This is a genomic window from Sporomusa rhizae, from assembly GCF_041428845.1.
Taxonomy (GTDB): domain Bacteria; phylum Bacillota; class Negativicutes; order Sporomusales; family Sporomusaceae; genus Sporomusa; species Sporomusa rhizae.
In genome coordinates, this window is record NZ_CP156925.1 from 721,685 (window position 1) to 738,719 (window position 17,035).

Consider the following 17,035-nt stretch of genomic DNA (forward strand, 5'->3'; position numbering starts at 1 on the left):
ATTTTTCTTTCCCTTCCTGCACTTGCGATCATTTCCGTGTTAGGTTATGCTAGAATAAACTAATCAAATAATTTTGTATACAGATGATGTCTATATAAGGAGGCGCCTCTATGTTCACTGAATTTAATCTGGGATATGGGACCGGAGAAATCAACCTCAAACTCCCTAAAAAACAAATTTTGCATGTGATCGAAGGTAATCATGTTGAGCCATTAACAGATATTCCTGCCGCTGTTAAAACCGCCCTTGCCAATCCAATCGGCAGCCCACGGCTCAACCAGATCGTAAACAAAGACGATAAAGTATGTATCATCGTCAGCGATATTACTCGCGCTTGGGTTCGCAACGATCTTTTCCTTCCGCCGCTAATTGATGAGCTGAATGCATGCGGCGTACCGGACAGCAACATTACTTTGGTTGTTGCCCTCGGTGCCCATCGCCATCATACTCCTCAAGAAAATCTTTCCACCTACGGACAGGAAGTGGTTAACAGAGTTGCGATCGAGCAAAGTTGTGCCCTTGACACTGATAATTTTGTAAAAATTGGTACCACCAGCCACGGAGTAGACACTTGTATCCACAAGACAGTGGCTCAGTCCGACAAAGTCATTCTAACTGGTGGCATCGTTTATCACCTAATGGCTGGCTTTGGTGGCGGCCGTAAGTCGATCATGCCTGGCGTTTCAGGCTATGGCAGCATTCAGGGAAACCATAGATTCTGCTTGCATGATATAGTTGGGCAAGGAATCAGTGCTGACTGTGTTTCCGGCAAACTTTGCGGCAATATGATGAATGAAAATATGACGGAAATGGCAGCGATGGTTAAACCGGCATTTTTACTCAACGCGGTTATTACACCAGAAGGACAGTTCGCCAAATTCGTTGCCGGGCATTGGCAGGAAGCCTGGCTGGAAGGTTGCCATGCAGTTGAAGAAATTTTCGGTGTCCCCATCACAGCTAAAGCCGATCTCGTTATCGGTTCAGCCGGTGGCTTTCCTAAAGATATAAACTTATATCAGGGATCGAAAACCATTGATAACGCCTTTATGGCCGCAAAAGAAGGCGGCGTAGTTATCGTGCTGCTCGAATGCCGTGATATCAAAGAACCGCCAGACTTTAGCGGTTGGTTTGATTTCGTATCGCTCCATGAACGAGAACTTAAACTGCGTGAAGGATTCACCGTCCCGGGATTTATTGCCCTCAAATGCGGCTTAATCTCCAAACAGGTATCTCTCATCATCGTTACCCTGCCCGAAAATAAAGATTTTGTGGAAAAGGCCGGGCTAATCCCTGCCGCATCGCTGGAAGAGGCTATGGCTATTGCCGAACAGAAGCTTGGACGTAAAGATTACTCGGTAACAATAATGCCGCATGCGGCTAACACGGTACCTGTAATGAAAGGATAAGGTTAAATAAAATATTAAGGGACGTTCCTGCTTTAGCAACTAAACTACGCCTAGTAAAGTGCTAAAAAAGGAACGTCCCTATTGTCATTTAAAGGCTTTCGCCAATAAAATATGCAGATTTCAAACTAATAATTATGCCCTACAGTTCGGAAGGATGAACTGTAGGGCATTTGTTGTATTGGTTTTATTGGCTCGACTAGCCTCGATCTTGTACAACTAACCATTGTCCACTTACTTTTCTTAACTTTAATAGTCGCTGTACTTCAAAGTTTCTCCCGGTAGCCGATGATAAATCTATTTTATAAGTTACCGTTGCTGAATCTCCTTTAGCCGATGCTGATTGGATTTCATAACTATATTTTGTTAGTTTGTTTCTAGATGCTTCTGTCCTAAGTTGCCCTAGTTCGAAGGAATATATCCCCTTTTCGCCTGGAGCAACAAATTGGGAAAGAACGTCCTTATCTGCCTCGCTAGCAACACCTGTTACAATATTCCATTGAGCTGTCAAAAATTTATCTGCAACGACCTTGGCTTTACTTGAGTCTGATTCAAATACCCCCATGATATTAAGTAATAAAAGTAGACCAAATATGACTACTACAGTTATGTACAGATTTTTCTTTACTGATAAAAACTGTGTGACGTTCTGTTTAACTCTGGTTGTACTATTCTGACTTTGTTCAGCGCTAGTTTCTGGCTTATCTACTTCGTAAAGTCCTTGAGGATCAATTTTCTCTCCGCACCCAGAACAAAATTTGTTATTATTAACTTCTTTACCGCAGGTAGGGCAATACATATTAACTTACCTCCAGATTTTCAATTAAGTTACTTATCGATTTTAAGCTATTATAATCCTATTTCCGCAGTTAGGACAATAATAGTCTGTCTTTTGTATAGGGTGTCTACAATATGGGCAACAAAAAACGCTATCTTTATATTGTCGGTCAATAACCGCAGAGTACTGGCCTGCTTCACACCATTTGTTCAATTCAGAAACTCTTAATACCGACCAAGGGTGATCCTGCCAAACGTTAATTAATTTTTTTGCTAAACTATCTAATAAAGAGTGATCATACTCCGCAAACTCCTGTGCTTGCTCTAGAAAAGACCCCACATCTATCCTGTCATAATATTTTGTTGGAAGCCCCGACATTTTGATAAATGCCGAACAAGCTGCATTGAAATTTTGACACGCTAATAACCCTGCCCTGTCTGCAGTAAACTCGGACATTCTCGCCCATTTAAGTAAAGCTACTTCTAACCCCGCTGCGACAATAGCTCCCAATCCCAGGGTTGCTTGTCCGAGAATTTCCCCAATATGAGGGAATATGCTAGCCATCTGATGATATAAAACGTGTTGACTTTTTATATGGCCAAGCTCGTGACCGATAATAAAACTTGCCTCATCCTCAGATAAAAGATCTATTATGCCTGAGTGAATGACAATAAATGTTCGTTCAACCCCAGTTGTAAAAGCGTTTATCCCATAATCCCATTTAATGTATAAATCAGGTACAGGAAAAACTCCCAGTATATTACATGCGTTAATTAACTGCTCATGCAGTTCAGGAAAATTCTTTTTGTTAACTTTTATCGAACTCCCAGTAAATTCGGCCCGGAGGAACTTCTCTACGCTATATTGGTTGAATTTTTTAACAACGGTATCCAAACCCGAAATGCTTTTTAGCTTTTCCAGTGCTTCCTGGTCCCAAGGATGCTCATACTCCATGGACCGTAACCCATCTAGTATTTTTTTGTCCATTACGTCCCTCTTTTGCTTATAAATATAAAATAGCCTTAGCTTGGATGGCTAAGGCTTGTTAGCTACATGAACCACATTTGTTTTCTTTTAACTTTAGCAAGATACAGATCATATGTACCACGCGATCCCCCGTAAATACCAATGAAAAGAGTGGCGATACCAGACGTTAAAAACGCTATAACAAAGAAAATTAGTCCTTTAACCCACATGCCTTTTACAAGAAACCAAAGTGGACTAAATAAAGCAGCGTACCAGTTCCAAAAAAACACATAGTTGCCACCATTTTGATCAATCTTTTGGAACCGCTTCGCATAATAATCCTCTACAACATAATATGTGGACTGAGACTGAGAATTATTTTCCCCCACAATTGGGGCATCATGACTAGTAATATCTTCTAACTCTTGCATGCTTCTTGGAGCTGGAGGAGTAATCTCAGTTTTTACTTTTTCTCCACAGTACGGACAAAAATTTAAAGCTGAATTAATTTGCTTAGAACATTTCGGACAATCCATATTTTACCCCCAAATATCATATACATCGGACTAATGGCTTTATTGGAAACTAATGAAGCAAATATTAAAGGAAATACCCAGCTAATTAAATTGCAACCTGGAATCGTAGGTATACCGTTAGATTCTGCTTTTGCGTCCCTGTTTTTGACAGGTTTATCCAATATCCACTTATATTTTACACTTTATTTCTTTTATCGTGAACAGTCAAGTATTTTTTTAGGTTTAAACTTGCCTTTAACTCATAAGGCCGATAAGTAATGGTGACACTAAGGGACGTTCCTGTTTTGGCAACTAAATACTTCTATAGTAAGTGCCAAAAAAAGGAACGTCCCTATTGTCACGCTCTCAATATGTAAGGCGGCACAGCAATGACATAAAACCATCAACGAAATATTTCCCTACTCGCCTGGAAGAATATGCTATAATAGTCGTACAGGCTGTCGGGGAACGGTTGGCCACTTCCTTCTGGGAAGGGGGTGGTATGGTGTCAACATTTGAGGCAATGTACTTAATGGTCGCATTCGCAACACTTGTTGTGCTCATCATAAAACAGAAATAACCGCTCCCACGCCATGGTTTGCGGTTATTTCTCAATAACTTCTTATCGGGCTAACCGTTTCCGGTTAGACAGCCTGTGGGCTGGCGTGTTAGAGCACGTCAGTCCTTTTCTTATATTATACCCATAGATTGTAAAATATGCAATCAGTATCCTTGTCCCTCCGCTTACTAGCCGTTAATAAACCTCCGGCATCTCCCCTGCAAGAAGCTAAAATCTTGCAGGATTTTTGTATTTTGGTGGGAATTAAGTACTTAAATAATAATATGTAAACAAGCGTGAACCGGTGAGTGTAGGGAGGCTTTTCGTTTGGCAAATGGGAATTATACGTTAAATCTGCAAGGGAAAATTATCTTGCTGGTTTGTAGTGTTGTATTATTGGCGTTACTTACGACGAATTGGCTGATTTCCGCGCATGTCGCTAAGGGGATTACCAATCAAAAGGGGCAGTCTGTTATGGACATAGCCCGTATTGTAGCTCATTCGGAGGTGGTTGCTGAAGGCCTGGCGGGGTTACGTGATGAAAAGGATATGCAGGACTATTCAAAAGTCATGAGGAGTTTAACAAATACGGCCATTGTGGTCGTGTTTGACATGCAGGGAATCCGCAAATCACACCCGAACGAAAGCTTAGTTGGCTACCATGTGGTTGGTGGTGATGAGCAACCGGCACTTCAAGGCAACGAATATCTTTCGTATGCCAGTGGAACGGTAGGACCCCAGCTGAGGGCCTTTACACCGGTATATCATAATGGACACCAGGTTGGCGGAGTCGTGGTGAGTATTCATCTTGGCGATGTAGAACAGGCGGTAAGGGAAAGCCGTAATCGCATCTTTTTCGCTATTTTGCTGGGAATGGCAATCGGAATAACGGGGGCTGTCCTGCTTGCCCGGAGTATCAAGAAGACATTGTTCGGATTAGAGCCGGCGGGAATTGCCAAACTGTTAGAGGAAAGAAATGCAATGCTGCAATCAGTTAAAGAGGGGATTCTTGCCGTCGACCTGACCGGTAAAATAACATTGGCAAATGATACCGCCATTGCGATACTCCATAGTGCAGGTACGACGGGGAATCCTATTGGACGCGAAATCGAAGGCTATATTCCCAATACCGGTCTCAGGCGGGTGATGGCCCAAGGGTTAACCGAGTTAAATCAGGAACAGGATATAAATGGTGTGCGCATCATTACCAATCGGGTTCCCATCCATGTTAATGACACGATTGTTGGCGCTATTGCCACGTTTCGGGACAAAACCGAGATTAACAAACTGGCGGAAGAACTTACCGGCGTCAGGGGCTATGTCGATGCCTTGCGGTCGCAGACTCATGAATTTATGAATAAGTTACATGTCATTTTAGGACTCGTCCGGCTGGAATGCTATGATCAACTTGCGGCCTATATCAACCGGATTGCCAACGATCAGGAAGCTGAAGTTGCTTTTGTCGGCAAGCGGATTAGAGAGCCGGCGGTGGCCGGGCTGGTGTTAAGCAAGCTGAGCAGGTCAAGGGAAATGGGCGTTAGTATGACAATTGATGAAGATACCCTCATGACTGCGGAAACGGCGGCCACTGCCAACTACGAGTTGATTACCATACTGGGTAACCTCCTTGACAATGCTTTGGAAGCCGCTGAGAGTTCGGATGCGAAAAAGGTTACTTTGTCTATAAGCGAAACCGATGAAGAGTGTATTATCCAGGTTGCGGACAGTGGTCCGGGATTAGCGCAGGCTGTGAAGGAGCGGATTTTTGAAAGAGGTTTTTCCACTAAAGGCGAGAACCGTGGCTTTGGCCTCCACTTAGTGGAAAGTTGCATAAAAAAATTGCAAGGCACAATCGCGTTTAATAATTCTTCACCGGGAACGGAAGTTATTGTTACAATCCCCCGTCATAGAGAGGAGATCCGGAATGATTAGTGTACTTATTGTGGAAGATGACCCTACGGTAGCTGAGCTTAATCGCCGCTATTTGGCTCATGTGGAAGGTTTTCAACTTCATAGCATCGCCAATGATTGCCGGCAGGCGCTTGAAATACTGAAAACTGGTGCCATCGACTTGATATTAGTTGATATTTTTATGCCTGGTATGAATGGCTTGGAGATGCTGGAAAAAATCAGGGAGGCCGGGCATGGTGTAGATGTTATTATGGTGACAGCGGCCCGGGATACTATCAGTGTGAAAAAGGCCTTGCGTTTGGGCGCCGTAGATTACCTGATCAAACCCTTTGAGTTTGAACGGCTGAATATGGCCTTACAGCAATATAAGGCCAGAATGGAGGCCATTGACAGCCGTGATACGGTCTGTCAGCGGGATATTGACACACAACTGTTTGACCGGCAAACGAGATGCGGGTTGCCCAAAGGCCTGGAAAAGCATACTCTGCAAATTGTTAAAACAGCGATTGATAAGATCGGAGCTCCCTTTACGATTGATGAACTGGTCAAACAAGTTGGCATTTCCCGGGTAACGATACGTAAGTATCTTGATTATTTGGAAACAAGCGGGTTGTTGACCGTGGAGCTCATGTATGGTGCTGTGGGCCGGCCGGTCAACCGCTATATTCCACATTAAAATAAATTTGTGCTTTTACTTACTGCGGTCCACGGGATCGCAGTTTTTAATTGCATAATACTTTAAAAAGTTTAATAAAGTTTAATAGTTTACCTTTTTTCGCTACTATGAAACCGAAACAATTAAAGGAGGTAATTTTTCATGAACACAGAGATCCAACAGTCTACTTCGCAGCCGCAAGCCAAAGAACATCCTCTCATGAAATTCAAAATTGGTCCTCTACCGCTACCCATTTACCTCATTTTGGCAGCGATCATTTATGCAGCTTCTGTTTACAGCAAGCTACCTGCAGATATGATTGGCGGCATAGCGGTCATGATGATCCTGGGGATGTTGCTGGGGGATATCGGCATGAGGGTGCCGGTGCTTAAGGATATTGGTGGTCCGGCCATTCTTTCTATTTTTGTTCCGTCCATTATGCTCTTTTATAACCTGATTAATCCTGCTTCTTTGAAGGCGATTACTGCATTTATGAAAGGTTCCAATTTCCTGTACTTTTATATTTCCTGCCTCATTGTCGGCAGCATTCTGGGAATGCAGCGCGCAGTACTGATTCAAGGCTTTGTCCGTATGTTTATACCGCTGCTTGTGGGTACACTGGGATGTATTGTCGTTGGTGTGGCAGTGGGGACTCTTACCGGGATAGGCGCCTACCATTCATTCTTTTATGTAGTTGTTCCCATCATATCCGGCGGTGTAGGGGAAGGTATTCTGCCGCTTTCCATGGCTTATGCGGAAATTACCGGGATGACCAATGACAAATTTATTCCCCAACTCGTGCCTGCTGCGATGCTGGGCAATGTGTTTGCCATCATGGCCGCGGGTTACTTGCGGCGGTTGGGCGAAAAGAAACCCCATCTTACCGGTAACGGTGTGTTAGTAAAGACAGGTGATGATGACCTGATTCGAGCCGCCCAAACGGCTGAAAAGCCGGTAGATTTTTCGCTGATGGGTGCCGGTCTTATTCTTGCTATGAGCTTTTTCGTATTTGGACAGGTGGTCAGTTTATTTATTCCGATTCCGGCTCCGATTATCATGATCTTTTCGGCTGCTATCATTAAAGCACTTGGCATTATGCCGGCTAAAATGGAGCAGGGAGCTTATCATTTATACCGGTTTGTCACAACAAGCCTAACCTGGCCGCTGTTGGTCGGTGTTGGCGTCATGTACACTCCCTGGAAAGATGTAGTGGCGGCCATTACGCCTGCTTATATCATTACCGTTTTTTCGACGGTAGCGGCGATGATTGCCTCCGGTTTCTATGTAGCGAGGTTTTTAAAAATGCATCCGGTTGAATCGGCCATTGTAACCGCCTGTCATAGCGGTTTAGGCGGAACTGGTGATGTAGCCATTCTGTCAGCTTCCAATCGTATGGAACTTATGCCTTTTGCGCAGGTATCCACCAGACTCGGGGGAGCCTGTATGGTAGTGATCGCAGCCATTGTCATGCGATTGTGGAGTTAAAAAATTCTTCAAACGCCCGTTTATGCGGGCGTTTTTTGTTATATGCGATATCGTACTATGTGGCAGGAGTTTTGTAATTTTGGTGAGAATGTAAAGTGGTAGGTGCCAAAAAAGGAACGTCCCTATTGTCCTCTAATTGTCAACTTTAAATCAGATTCTCATTGTTTTTTTAGGAGCTTGTATAAATGGACGTAACTATTAAAAAGTTCACAGAGGAATACCTGAATTATCCTGTTATCATCAATGACCGGTTCACTATAGATTCGATTCTTTGCTTAACGGCAGCGATGGATTCCATTATATTCTACTGGTGGTTTTGACAAATATCTTTACAAAGGTATCAAACAGCTGAGTCACGAAATAGCGATATATTGGTACTTTGTATTGGAATAGACAGCTAGAAATACAAGATAAACCTATCCGGAGTTAGTGAAAATCCGGATAGGTTTTATTTTTCGATAAGATTATATATTTTTTGCCGATGTAAGCATAACGAGAATGCTTTATTTTCTATGAATATTATACCATAATATGGATTAAATTATAAGACTGTAATTTACTGGATTTTGCAAGTATAATAGCGAATAGATTAGAGGAAAGAAGTGAGGTCAATGAAAATTGCCGTAATTAATGGCAGTCACCGGGGCAAGAAAGGGAATACCCATATTATGGTTTCCGCTTTCTTAAAAGGCGCCACGGAGGCCGGGGCGGAAGTCGTAAATGTTTTTTTGTCGGAAAAAAAGATCGATTATTGCAAGGCATGTAAAGCCTGCTGGTTCAAAAGCCCGGGAAAGTGCGTCATTAAAGACGATATGGCTGACATCGTGAGTTTGATAAAAGATGCGGATATCCGGGTTTTAGCTACGCCGCTTTATCTTGACAACATTTCAGGCCTGCTCAAAAATTTTTTGGACCGGATGATGGTTACAGCCAGTCCGTATTGGGGCAAGGATAGGGAGGGAGAATGCCGTCATTTGACAACAGAAATGTCTCCCCAATTGGTGATGATAGCTAATTGCGGCTATCCTGAACGGTCGCATTTTCAGGTAATTTCTCATTGGATTAAACGGCATGCGCGCAATCTTAATACGGAGGTAATTGCTGAGATATATGCGTCGCAAGGCGCACTTCTCGGCATAAAAGAAAATGAAGTGGGAACAATTGTATCTCAGTATTTAAAAGTATTGGAAACGGCCGGTAGGGAAATCGCCACTAATAAACAATTAACAAATGAAACGATAACACGATTGGAGCAAAAGTTTATACCCGACGAAATATACATTCAGGAAGTCAAAAAGTATGTTGATGGTATGCTGGGAGCCGCAAGATAAGCGTCATAGGAAGCGGCTGTCTGGATGGTCTTTACCCAGACTCGGGGGAGCCTGTATGGTGGTGATCGCGGCCATTGTCATGCGATTGTGGAGCTAAAAAATTCTTCAAACGCCCGTTTATGCGGGCGTTTTTTTGTTAATGAAATATCGTACTATGTGGCAGGAGTTTTGTAATTTTGGTGAGAATGTAAAGTGGTAGGATCTTCCCAGTACTCTGAAACGATTGCTCGTACTCCAAGAAAACGGAGGGCCTTTATACCCTCAAACCAGAGTTCTGATAACGGCAATGATGTCGCCGAAGCATATTTTGAGGAGAGGAAGGATTAACTTGCAGCAGTTAAAAATGACGGACTTAAAGAAATACCTGGCAAATAAAACCCAAGAGGAACTGGTTAAAGAAATAGGAGATTTGTGTAAACGATTTCCCAATGTAAAAGAATATTACGCAGCAAATCTTGTTCCTGATGCTGAACAGGACATTTTAGAAAAATACAGGAAAATAATAAAAAATGAGTTTTTCCCGGACAGGGGAATGGGGAAACTGCGATACTCGGTGATAAACAAGGCAATCAGCGATTTTAAAAAGCTTTCCAAAACTCCACTGAATGTTGCAGAACTGATGGTTTCAGGCGTAGAGTACGGAATTGAGTTTACAAATGCGTATGGCGATATTGATGAGAAGTTTTATGTTAAAATGGCTGCGATGTTTGAGGCCGCGGCCAATTATGTAAATCAGGAAGACTTAGAAAATACATATCAAAAGCGATTTTGGGAAATGGTTGATGAAAGCAGTGATATAGGCTGGGGTTTTAATGAGGCATTGATGGAAATCTATTACTCTTATTTTAACGATGAAGATGAAGATGAATAAAAGCGTTTAAACTCTTGATCATTGTTTTTTAGGAGTTTGGATAAATGGACGTAACTATTAAAAAGTTCACAGAGAAATATCTGAACTATTCTGTTAGCATCAATAATAATGTTCCATAAATGGACGCTGACTCCGACGTATCTACCTGCAGGAAAATAAGGGGTGGCACTAAGAGACATTGGAAATAGGTGGTTTTATGAGCTTTAACAACAGAGTTTATGAAATTGTTCGTCACATACCGGAAGGAATGGTTGTATCTTACGGTCAAGTCGCCTATATGACCGGAAGCTGGAGAGCTTCACGAGCGGTCGGCTATGCACTGCATAACAGCCCACGTGACAGGAAATTGCCTTGCCACAGAGTGGTCTTTAAGGATGGTCGACTCACTACCGGATTCGCTTTTGGCGGAAAAGATGTGCAGCGACAAATGTTAGAAGCGGAAGGGGTTGTATTCACCGCTGATGGTCGGGTGGATATGGCAAAATGCTGTTGGAATCCACAAGAACCTATAAGTTAATGAAATAAAAAACGTTTCCTGTAGCTATGTTTTTATAAAGGAGAGCAATTTATATGAAAAAGTCTGTAGTTTTCATATTGCTGGTTTGCATGGTGGTATGTTTAGGTTCTACAGTGGCAACGGCAGGCCCGGCGCCGGCCTTATCCAAGGTTGATATCCACGCTTTTACGGCGCAAAGCTATAATTATCAGTGGCAATTCACACCAGCCAACTATCCAAAAAATATGAACGCCTACTCATTTTCAGGCCCGGCGCTATATATGAATGTTATCTATACCGGCATTCCAAACTGGAACCTTACTTTTATCAGAGTAAATGGAACCCAATATAAGCACTCACAGCTCTTTGATAAACAATTCTTTATTACTGACAGAGGGGGCATTGTTGGCGGCTACGAGGTTGTTTACAAAATCCCGTCAACGGACCTCGGTCTTTCCAATACGATCATCGTCAATTCCCGCGGTACAAACGGCGGATCAGCCGACAGCATATCCACCAATATTAAATTTCTAAAATAAATAATCCGAAAGAGATTTAGGTCATAGCTTGCCTGAGCGGATCACTTTTTGCCTGTACACTGTAACGGAGACAAATACTAATCTTCGACGGTCAGCTTTTTCTTGCTGAACAAACGGGAGAATACTTCAATATAAATGTTTAAATTAATCTGTGGTTTGAGAAAATTTTTACCTTAATGAGGTGTGTTTACACAGGCTTTAGATACTACCTTGGCTATATTCAAGCCAAATAAGCCTGTAGAAGTAAAGATTTCATATTAATTAGGGTATGCTTTGATTTGTTCGAAGTAGTTGATTTTATATGAAACGATGAGGTGACAAGTAAGGCCGCAGTGGAAGCTGTTGTCACACTATCAAAATCTATCGGTATTCCGCAAAAACTTACTGAGATCGGGGCAAAAGAAGAAGACTTGCCCAAGCTTGCAAAGATAGCTTTTAATGATGTATGTACCCCCGGAAATCCGCGCAATACGAGTGAAGAAAGAAATCTTAGAAATATACAAGAAGGCGTTTTAGTTTTAAAAGGGCCGACCGCTTGGAAAAACTCCTGTTAAACTTTGCATAGTTTGACAGGAGTTTTTTTATAAATCACTATCCCTGTCCCCTATTATAAAAAAAAGGTAACACCTGCTAAATTTGGTATGAATTTGGCAGGTGTTCTTTGGTGTTATAACAAATATCTTATAGAAGCCGTCACCTGAATCATGTATGGCAACTAAACTGCTTCTAAAGTAAAGTGCCAAAAAAGGAACATCGTCCAAACTGTCAACCATCGGGGAGAAAGGGAAGATAAGTATTACTTTGGATGAGTCGGTGAATATCATAATTCGCGCAGATTGTTGAAGGAAAAAGATTCTTTTGATGATTTGGTTAGGAGTGCATGACTAAAATGAAAAAATTTAATATGTCTATTTTTGTTAATAAAAGTTTTTGTTTAATGATACTATGCATTCTTATTCAACAATCAATACTCGCATCTTCAACCTTATGGATAGCTAAATTGAGTCAAGCAGTCGTATTAAAACAAGATCTTTCATTATGGTTAGTTCTATTTATATTATCGTTATCTTTAATATATATTCCAGGTCCCGGAGTGGCTTATTTTCAGAGCAAAGCTATTTTTAGTTCTTTTAGAAAGTACGTTGATATTTTTACAGTTTCTTTTAGGGGTAAAGCCCAATTAAGAACTAATATCGAATTTAAACAAGAACGGCAACCCTATGTAAATAATGAGGCATGGCTGGTAATCAATGAATTCGTTGGGTTTATTATAAATGTATCCACTACTCTTTTTAATATTGTTTTTAACATAGGAATTCTTGGTTTTATTATTGATAACAAGTTGATGATTGCTTATGCCATAACCATTCCTTTAATTTCTATTTCTGTTAAAAGTCTAAAAACGCGGGTCACTTCTTCCGCCAAACAGGCTCAAGAAGACCGGACAGCTATGATGCAATCATTATTACCGGCCTGGGACTCAATTTTAATTGGCAATAAATTAAATATACATTTGTGGAAAAACTATTTTATCAATAAACATAAAAACGCGAATCAGTCCGCTTTGAAATCTGTACTTTTTAGTGAACTGACAACCATAACTTCAATGTTGCTTGTCTTATTTCCGGTAATTGGTACTTGGGTGTGGTTAATATATCAAAATGTAGAAAATGAAGTATTTCTAAGTATGCTTATTGCTACATTTCCACGACAAATTATAACCATTTTTCATGTAACTGCAATTGTAGCTTATGTATCGCGTTGGAATAGTTTAAAAACGCGTCTTGAGGGATTAAAATCAGCCTTGATTATTACAGAACCTATACATGTGGGCACTATTTCATGGAATCGGATTAAGGCTGAAAAAGATAATACGATTATTACTATTGATTCTATTAATTCCATACAAGATATCACGCAAGACTATAGTCCGGGAAGAATTACTTTACGAGGAGATAATGGTACAGGAAAATCGTCACTTCTTGCCCTAATTAAGGAACAGTTAAGCGAAAAAGCTTTCCTTTTACCACCGCATTCTGATATGTTTTTTGAATTCAGTTCTAATAAAAGCTTATCCACTGGCGAAAAAATCATAGAATCATTAGATGAGATAAAAAAAAGTGGAAAGCTTCAACTACTATTGTTAGATGAGTGGGATGCAAATTTAGATAAGAATCATATTGTTAATATATCAGAAAAATTAAATGAACTCGCAAAAGAAATATGTATCATAGAAGTACGTCACCGGAGTCAGACTTAGGTGTGCAATCACAGATGCGTAATTACAAAGAATGGGCGCAAGATAACCGAATGTCTGGCATTATGTAGAAATAATCTCTTTAGGGTCTGTACCAGCCCAGGTTTTTTACATATCATAATTACAATATTGAGAAAAACAAAGCTAAGTATTGGTATGAGGTTATGGTGACTTTCAATGGAAATATTGAAAGCTGCGATGAAAGAATAAACCTAAAAGTGTTTGAGGGTGGTGACTATATTACAAGTAAAACCATAAAGAAAAACCTCCCGAAAGCATGGAAAGAAATGCTACGCTGGCGGGATATCACAAAAACCAAAGGTGGAAACCACCAATGGGTCGAAGAATGGATTATTAATGATGGCTCAATCTCAATAAAAACAGAAATGAAGATTTATCTACCTGTACAGAAATAGAGGTTACACTAAGGAACGTTTCCTATTTTTCGTTTAGCTATGCCAACATAAATTCAGAGGAGGTAAACCAATTGGAGGGCAGTATTCAGGAAGAATTTGAGTGGTTTTTAAAATCTTCTGACGAAGCAAAAAAGTGGTTTAAAGGTATACTTGATTCCATTTACGACGGGGTATTAATTGCTGACGCAGAAAGCGTTGTGAGATATATTAATCCGGAATATACGAGAATTACCGGTGTAAAAAGGGATACGATCATTGGTAGGCCGCTAACCGACGTCCGTCCTGGTGCAATCCTGCCGCAAGTTATTAAATCGGGGGTACCAATGGGCGGGGTTTATCGGTGTGTGGGAGAAGTTGAATATGTTGTAGATATGGCTCCCATATTTATTAATGAGAAAGTAGCCGGCGGTGTTTCTATTGTAAAAGATATTACCGAAGTTCGCAGATTGCATAAAGAAATAACGAGATTTGAAAAGCGTACAAGCCGTCTTAAAAAATTAATTGAACAGGCGTACAAGGCTAAGTACACGTTTGACGATCTAGTTGGCGACAGTCAGTCAATTAAGGATATCATTCAATTTGCAAAAAAAATTGCACTTGGAGAAACCGATATCTTAATCACTGGGGAAAGTGGAACCGGTAAAGAAATATTTGCTCAGGCAATTCATAATTCGAGTAAACGCAGCCTGCGGCCCTTTGTGGCCTTAAATTGTGCATCATTGACGCCTACACTGGTAGAGAGTGAGCTCTTTGGCTACGAGGAAGGAGCTTTCACTGGCGCAAAAAAGGGTGGGAAGACAGGATTGTTTGAGGTGGCCGACGGTGGAACAATCCTATTGGATGAAATTGGCGAGTTGAGCTTAGAAATACAGGCTAAACTACTAAGAGTTTTGCAGGAGAGAGCGATTAGAAAGGTCGGAGAATCCACTGAAATCACCATTAATGTCAGGGTAATTGCAGCTACCAATCGAAATCTAAAGCGAATGGTGGAAGAAGGAAGGTTCCGCGCGGATCTGTTTTATAGGCTCAATGTGTTAAATGTTTGTTTGCCGCCGTTACGTGAGAGGGAAAAAGATGCGATCCCACTCGCTGAACACTTTTTAGCACTTTATTCAAGGCGAATTGGACGAGAGTATTCGTTTGCTAAGGACAGCTTTTATCCCCTCATAAACTATAATTGGCCGGGCAATATACGGGAACTTAGAAATACGGTAGAATTTGCCGCAAACATGTGCGAAGACTCAATTATTAGTCGTGAACATTTACCGCCTGCCTTTTTACTGGAAGGGAATGGCGGGGAACACCGTTCTTTGGCTGAGCTTGTACAAGAAGCGGAGAAAAAGATCATAGTTAATGCGTTAAAAATAGAGGGCAATACACTGGCGGGAAAAAAGAAAGTTGCTGAACAATTAGGAATTTCATTAGCGACGCTGTATAACAAATTAAAATGACAGGGCGGAAAAGGATAATTTTTCTAATATATTAGAAAAAGGCTCAGTTAGCTTCTAACTATTTAGAAGTTGACTTGAGCCTTTTTATTCGCGCGTTAGGGCCATTCTAAAGAACAGAACAGACTTTTTTTATTCTAATAAATTAGAACGTTTCTATGAAAAATAGGCGTTTATCCTGAAGAAAATCAGTGTTCTAGCTTTGGCATAGTTCTTGCAATATTACATGATGAGCGAAATTTTAAAGGAATCCCAGGCAAACCGGGATTCCTTCTTTATAAGTACTATTTGGAATAGAAATAAAATTATCATGGTGGAACCACTAGCAGGGTATCCAGATCGGAGGAGAAATGCAAGAAGAGGACAGAAATATACTCGAGCGATACATTTATGTGTTATCTCGTTTGTCAGAAATTATCCCGGCGGATTATGGCGTAACAATATCCGATTGTACTACTTGTTTATTTTATAAACCAGCAAAAACACTTGACCTTAAGGCCCCCGTTGGACAAGCGTTAAGAGAAGGGAGTGCAATAAAAAAGGCAGTCGACGAGAAACAGCGTATTTTTACGAAGATTGATAAGTCTGTTAGGGGTATTCCTTATATTGCCCTTGCCAACCCGATATTTAACGGTAATAATGCCGTTATTGGCGCTGTAACTATAACTCAGTCGATTGAACTTTATGATAGTTTTAAAGAAATGGCATCAACCTTGACAGAGGCTATTTCTTCGCTTGCATCAACAAGCGAAGAAATAGCAGCTCAAAGTCAGGAGATTGCAGCTGTAACCCAGCAACTGACATCTTCCGCGAAAGGGGCAGAGCAACGGACCCAGGAATCGGATAAGATGCTTGGCTTAATAAAAAATATAGCATCGCAAACAAATCTGTTAGGGCTAAATGCCGCCATCGAAGCGGCAAGAGTCGGCGAGCAGGGAAGAGGGTTTAGTGTTGTAGCTGAAGAAATCCGGAATCTGGCTGCTGATAGCACTGATTCAATTAAGCAAGTAGAGAATATAATTAAGGAGATCAAAGAAGCTAATGCAACCTCCTGTCAGCAGGCAGTGCAAATCGAAGAAACTATAACACAAATTGCTGATGCGATTGGGCATATCGCATCTTCAATACAGCAAATAAGTATTATGGCAGAAAAGCTGGATCATACTGCTGATGGTTTCATTGACCAGTAAAAAGGATTTAGCGTGGCTTCGCGAACTACAAACGTCCGTTTATACGGGCGTTTTGTTATTAGCTTTGCGGATAAGAAACTAAGATCGGTGTTGCTGCTTAGCCAGGGCGTTTATTAGCCGTATAAAGTGACACTGAGGAATGCTCCGTAAAAATAAATGATAATTGCAGGATTTTATATTATATTGGTAAATAAAGTATTAACTGGTAATTGCTA

The 17,035-nt window shown here is 41.1% G+C and carries 17 protein-coding genes; 14 read left to right on the plus strand and 3 right to left on the minus strand.

Annotated features, from left to right (window positions below; genetic code table 11):
- Positions 1-110: 110 nt before the first annotated feature.
- Positions 111-1,406, plus strand: coding sequence for a nickel-dependent lactate racemase (gene larA, locus SRRS_RS03270; protein WP_371366192.1), 1,296 nt, complete (start codon positions 111-113; stop codon positions 1,404-1,406).
- Between the two features lie 196 nt (positions 1,407-1,602).
- Here the strand turns inward: larA and SRRS_RS03275 are convergent, their stop codons facing one another.
- From SRRS_RS03275 to SRRS_RS03285, 3 genes are all read right to left on the minus strand, one after another.
- Positions 1,603-2,202: a hypothetical protein gene (locus SRRS_RS03275; protein ID WP_371366194.1), complete on the minus strand. Its 600-nt coding sequence runs from the start codon at positions 2,200-2,202 to the stop codon at positions 1,603-1,605.
- Between the two features lie 42 nt (positions 2,203-2,244).
- Positions 2,245-3,168, minus strand: coding sequence for a M48 family metalloprotease (locus tag SRRS_RS03280; protein ID WP_371366196.1), 924 nt, complete (start codon positions 3,166-3,168; stop codon positions 2,245-2,247).
- A gap of 62 nt (positions 3,169-3,230) precedes the next feature.
- Positions 3,231-3,683, minus strand: coding sequence for a DUF2628 domain-containing protein (locus tag SRRS_RS03285; protein ID WP_371366197.1), 453 nt, complete (start codon positions 3,681-3,683; stop codon positions 3,231-3,233).
- Positions 3,684-4,548: 865 nt separating this feature from the next.
- On the opposite strand from SRRS_RS03285, the gene dcuS reads away from it, so the two are divergent.
- The 13 genes from dcuS to SRRS_RS03350 all read left to right on the plus strand — a co-directional run bounded on the left by dcuS (position 4,549) and on the right by SRRS_RS03350 (position 16,820).
- Complete coding sequence (dcuS, locus tag SRRS_RS03290; RefSeq protein ID WP_371366199.1) at positions 4,549-6,153, plus strand: DcuS/MalK family sensor histidine kinase; 1,605 nt, start codon at positions 4,549-4,551, stop codon at positions 6,151-6,153.
- Complete coding sequence (locus tag SRRS_RS03295) at positions 6,146-6,808, plus strand: response regulator (RefSeq protein WP_371366200.1); 663 nt, start codon at positions 6,146-6,148, stop codon at positions 6,806-6,808. Before dcuS ends, SRRS_RS03295 begins: the two co-directional genes overlap by 8 nt.
- Before the next feature lie 141 nt (positions 6,809-6,949).
- The gene (locus tag SRRS_RS03300) at positions 6,950-8,272 is read left to right on the plus strand and encodes a 2-hydroxycarboxylate transporter family protein (protein ID WP_371366202.1); all 1,323 of its coding nucleotides are present in this window, start codon (positions 6,950-6,952) and stop codon (positions 8,270-8,272) included.
- Positions 8,273-8,457: 185 nt separating this feature from the next.
- The gene (locus SRRS_RS03305; protein WP_371366204.1) at positions 8,458-8,592 is read left to right on the plus strand and encodes a hypothetical protein; all 135 of its coding nucleotides are present in this window, start codon (positions 8,458-8,460) and stop codon (positions 8,590-8,592) included.
- 291 nt (positions 8,593-8,883) lie between these two features.
- Positions 8,884-9,603: a flavodoxin family protein gene (locus SRRS_RS03310; protein WP_371366205.1), complete on the plus strand. Its 720-nt coding sequence runs from the start codon at positions 8,884-8,886 to the stop codon at positions 9,601-9,603.
- A gap of 328 nt (positions 9,604-9,931) precedes the next feature.
- Positions 9,932-10,474, plus strand: a complete 543-nt coding sequence (locus SRRS_RS03315) for a DUF6155 family protein (protein WP_371366207.1) — start codon at positions 9,932-9,934, stop codon at positions 10,472-10,474.
- 196 nt (positions 10,475-10,670) lie between these two features.
- A complete protein-coding gene (locus SRRS_RS03320; protein ID WP_371366208.1) occupies positions 10,671-10,991 on the plus strand; it encodes an MGMT family protein in 321 nt (106 codons plus the stop codon).
- Positions 10,992-11,044: 53 nt separating this feature from the next.
- On the plus strand, positions 11,045-11,509 hold the full coding sequence (locus SRRS_RS03325) for a hypothetical protein (RefSeq protein ID WP_371366210.1): 465 nt from the start codon (positions 11,045-11,047) through the stop codon (positions 11,507-11,509).
- A gap of 332 nt (positions 11,510-11,841) precedes the next feature.
- Entirely contained in the window at positions 11,842-12,063 is a 222-nt protein-coding gene (locus SRRS_RS03330) for an iron-containing alcohol dehydrogenase (protein ID WP_371366212.1), read from the plus strand.
- A 335-nt stretch (positions 12,064-12,398) separates the two neighbouring features.
- On the plus strand, positions 12,399-13,769 hold the full coding sequence (locus tag SRRS_RS03335; protein WP_371366214.1) for an ABC transporter ATP-binding protein: 1,371 nt from the start codon (positions 12,399-12,401) through the stop codon (positions 13,767-13,769).
- A 161-nt stretch (positions 13,770-13,930) separates the two neighbouring features.
- Positions 13,931-14,182: a hypothetical protein gene (locus SRRS_RS03340; RefSeq protein ID WP_371366215.1), complete on the plus strand. Its 252-nt coding sequence runs from the start codon at positions 13,931-13,933 to the stop codon at positions 14,180-14,182.
- A gap of 71 nt (positions 14,183-14,253) precedes the next feature.
- On the plus strand, positions 14,254-15,633 hold the full coding sequence (locus tag SRRS_RS03345) for a sigma-54 interaction domain-containing protein (RefSeq protein ID WP_371366216.1): 1,380 nt from the start codon (positions 14,254-14,256) through the stop codon (positions 15,631-15,633).
- Positions 15,634-15,980: 347 nt separating this feature from the next.
- The gene (locus SRRS_RS03350) at positions 15,981-16,820 is read left to right on the plus strand and encodes a methyl-accepting chemotaxis protein (RefSeq protein ID WP_371366218.1); all 840 of its coding nucleotides are present in this window, start codon (positions 15,981-15,983) and stop codon (positions 16,818-16,820) included.
- The last annotated feature ends 215 nt before the right edge of the window (positions 16,821-17,035 follow it).

Coding starts and splice junctions, on each gene's coding strand:
- SRRS_RS03305 (WP_371366204.1), top strand. CDS start 8,458: ATGGACGTAACTATTAAAAAGTTCACAGAGGAATACCTGAATTATCCT.
- SRRS_RS03335 (WP_371366214.1), top strand. CDS start 12,399: ATGAAAAAATTTAATATGTCTATTTTTGTTAATAAAAGTTTTTGTTTA.
- larA (WP_371366192.1), top strand. CDS start 111: ATGTTCACTGAATTTAATCTGGGATATGGGACCGGAGAAATCAACCTC.
- SRRS_RS03295 (WP_371366200.1), top strand. CDS start 6,146: ATGATTAGTGTACTTATTGTGGAAGATGACCCTACGGTAGCTGAGCTT.
- SRRS_RS03340 (WP_371366215.1), top strand. CDS start 13,931: ATGGTGACTTTCAATGGAAATATTGAAAGCTGCGATGAAAGAATAAAC.
- SRRS_RS03280 (WP_371366196.1), bottom strand. CDS start 3,168: ATGGACAAAAAAATACTAGATGGGTTACGGTCCATGGAGTATGAGCAT.
- SRRS_RS03325 (WP_371366210.1), top strand. CDS start 11,045: ATGAAAAAGTCTGTAGTTTTCATATTGCTGGTTTGCATGGTGGTATGT.
- SRRS_RS03285 (WP_371366197.1), bottom strand. CDS start 3,683: ATGGATTGTCCGAAATGTTCTAAGCAAATTAATTCAGCTTTAAATTTT.
- SRRS_RS03275 (WP_371366194.1), bottom strand. CDS start 2,202: ATGTATTGCCCTACCTGCGGTAAAGAAGTTAATAATAACAAATTTTGT.
- SRRS_RS03320 (WP_371366208.1), top strand. CDS start 10,671: ATGAGCTTTAACAACAGAGTTTATGAAATTGTTCGTCACATACCGGAA.
- SRRS_RS03350 (WP_371366218.1), top strand. CDS start 15,981: ATGCAAGAAGAGGACAGAAATATACTCGAGCGATACATTTATGTGTTA.
- SRRS_RS03300 (WP_371366202.1), top strand. CDS start 6,950: ATGAACACAGAGATCCAACAGTCTACTTCGCAGCCGCAAGCCAAAGAA.
- SRRS_RS03310 (WP_371366205.1), top strand. CDS start 8,884: ATGAAAATTGCCGTAATTAATGGCAGTCACCGGGGCAAGAAAGGGAAT.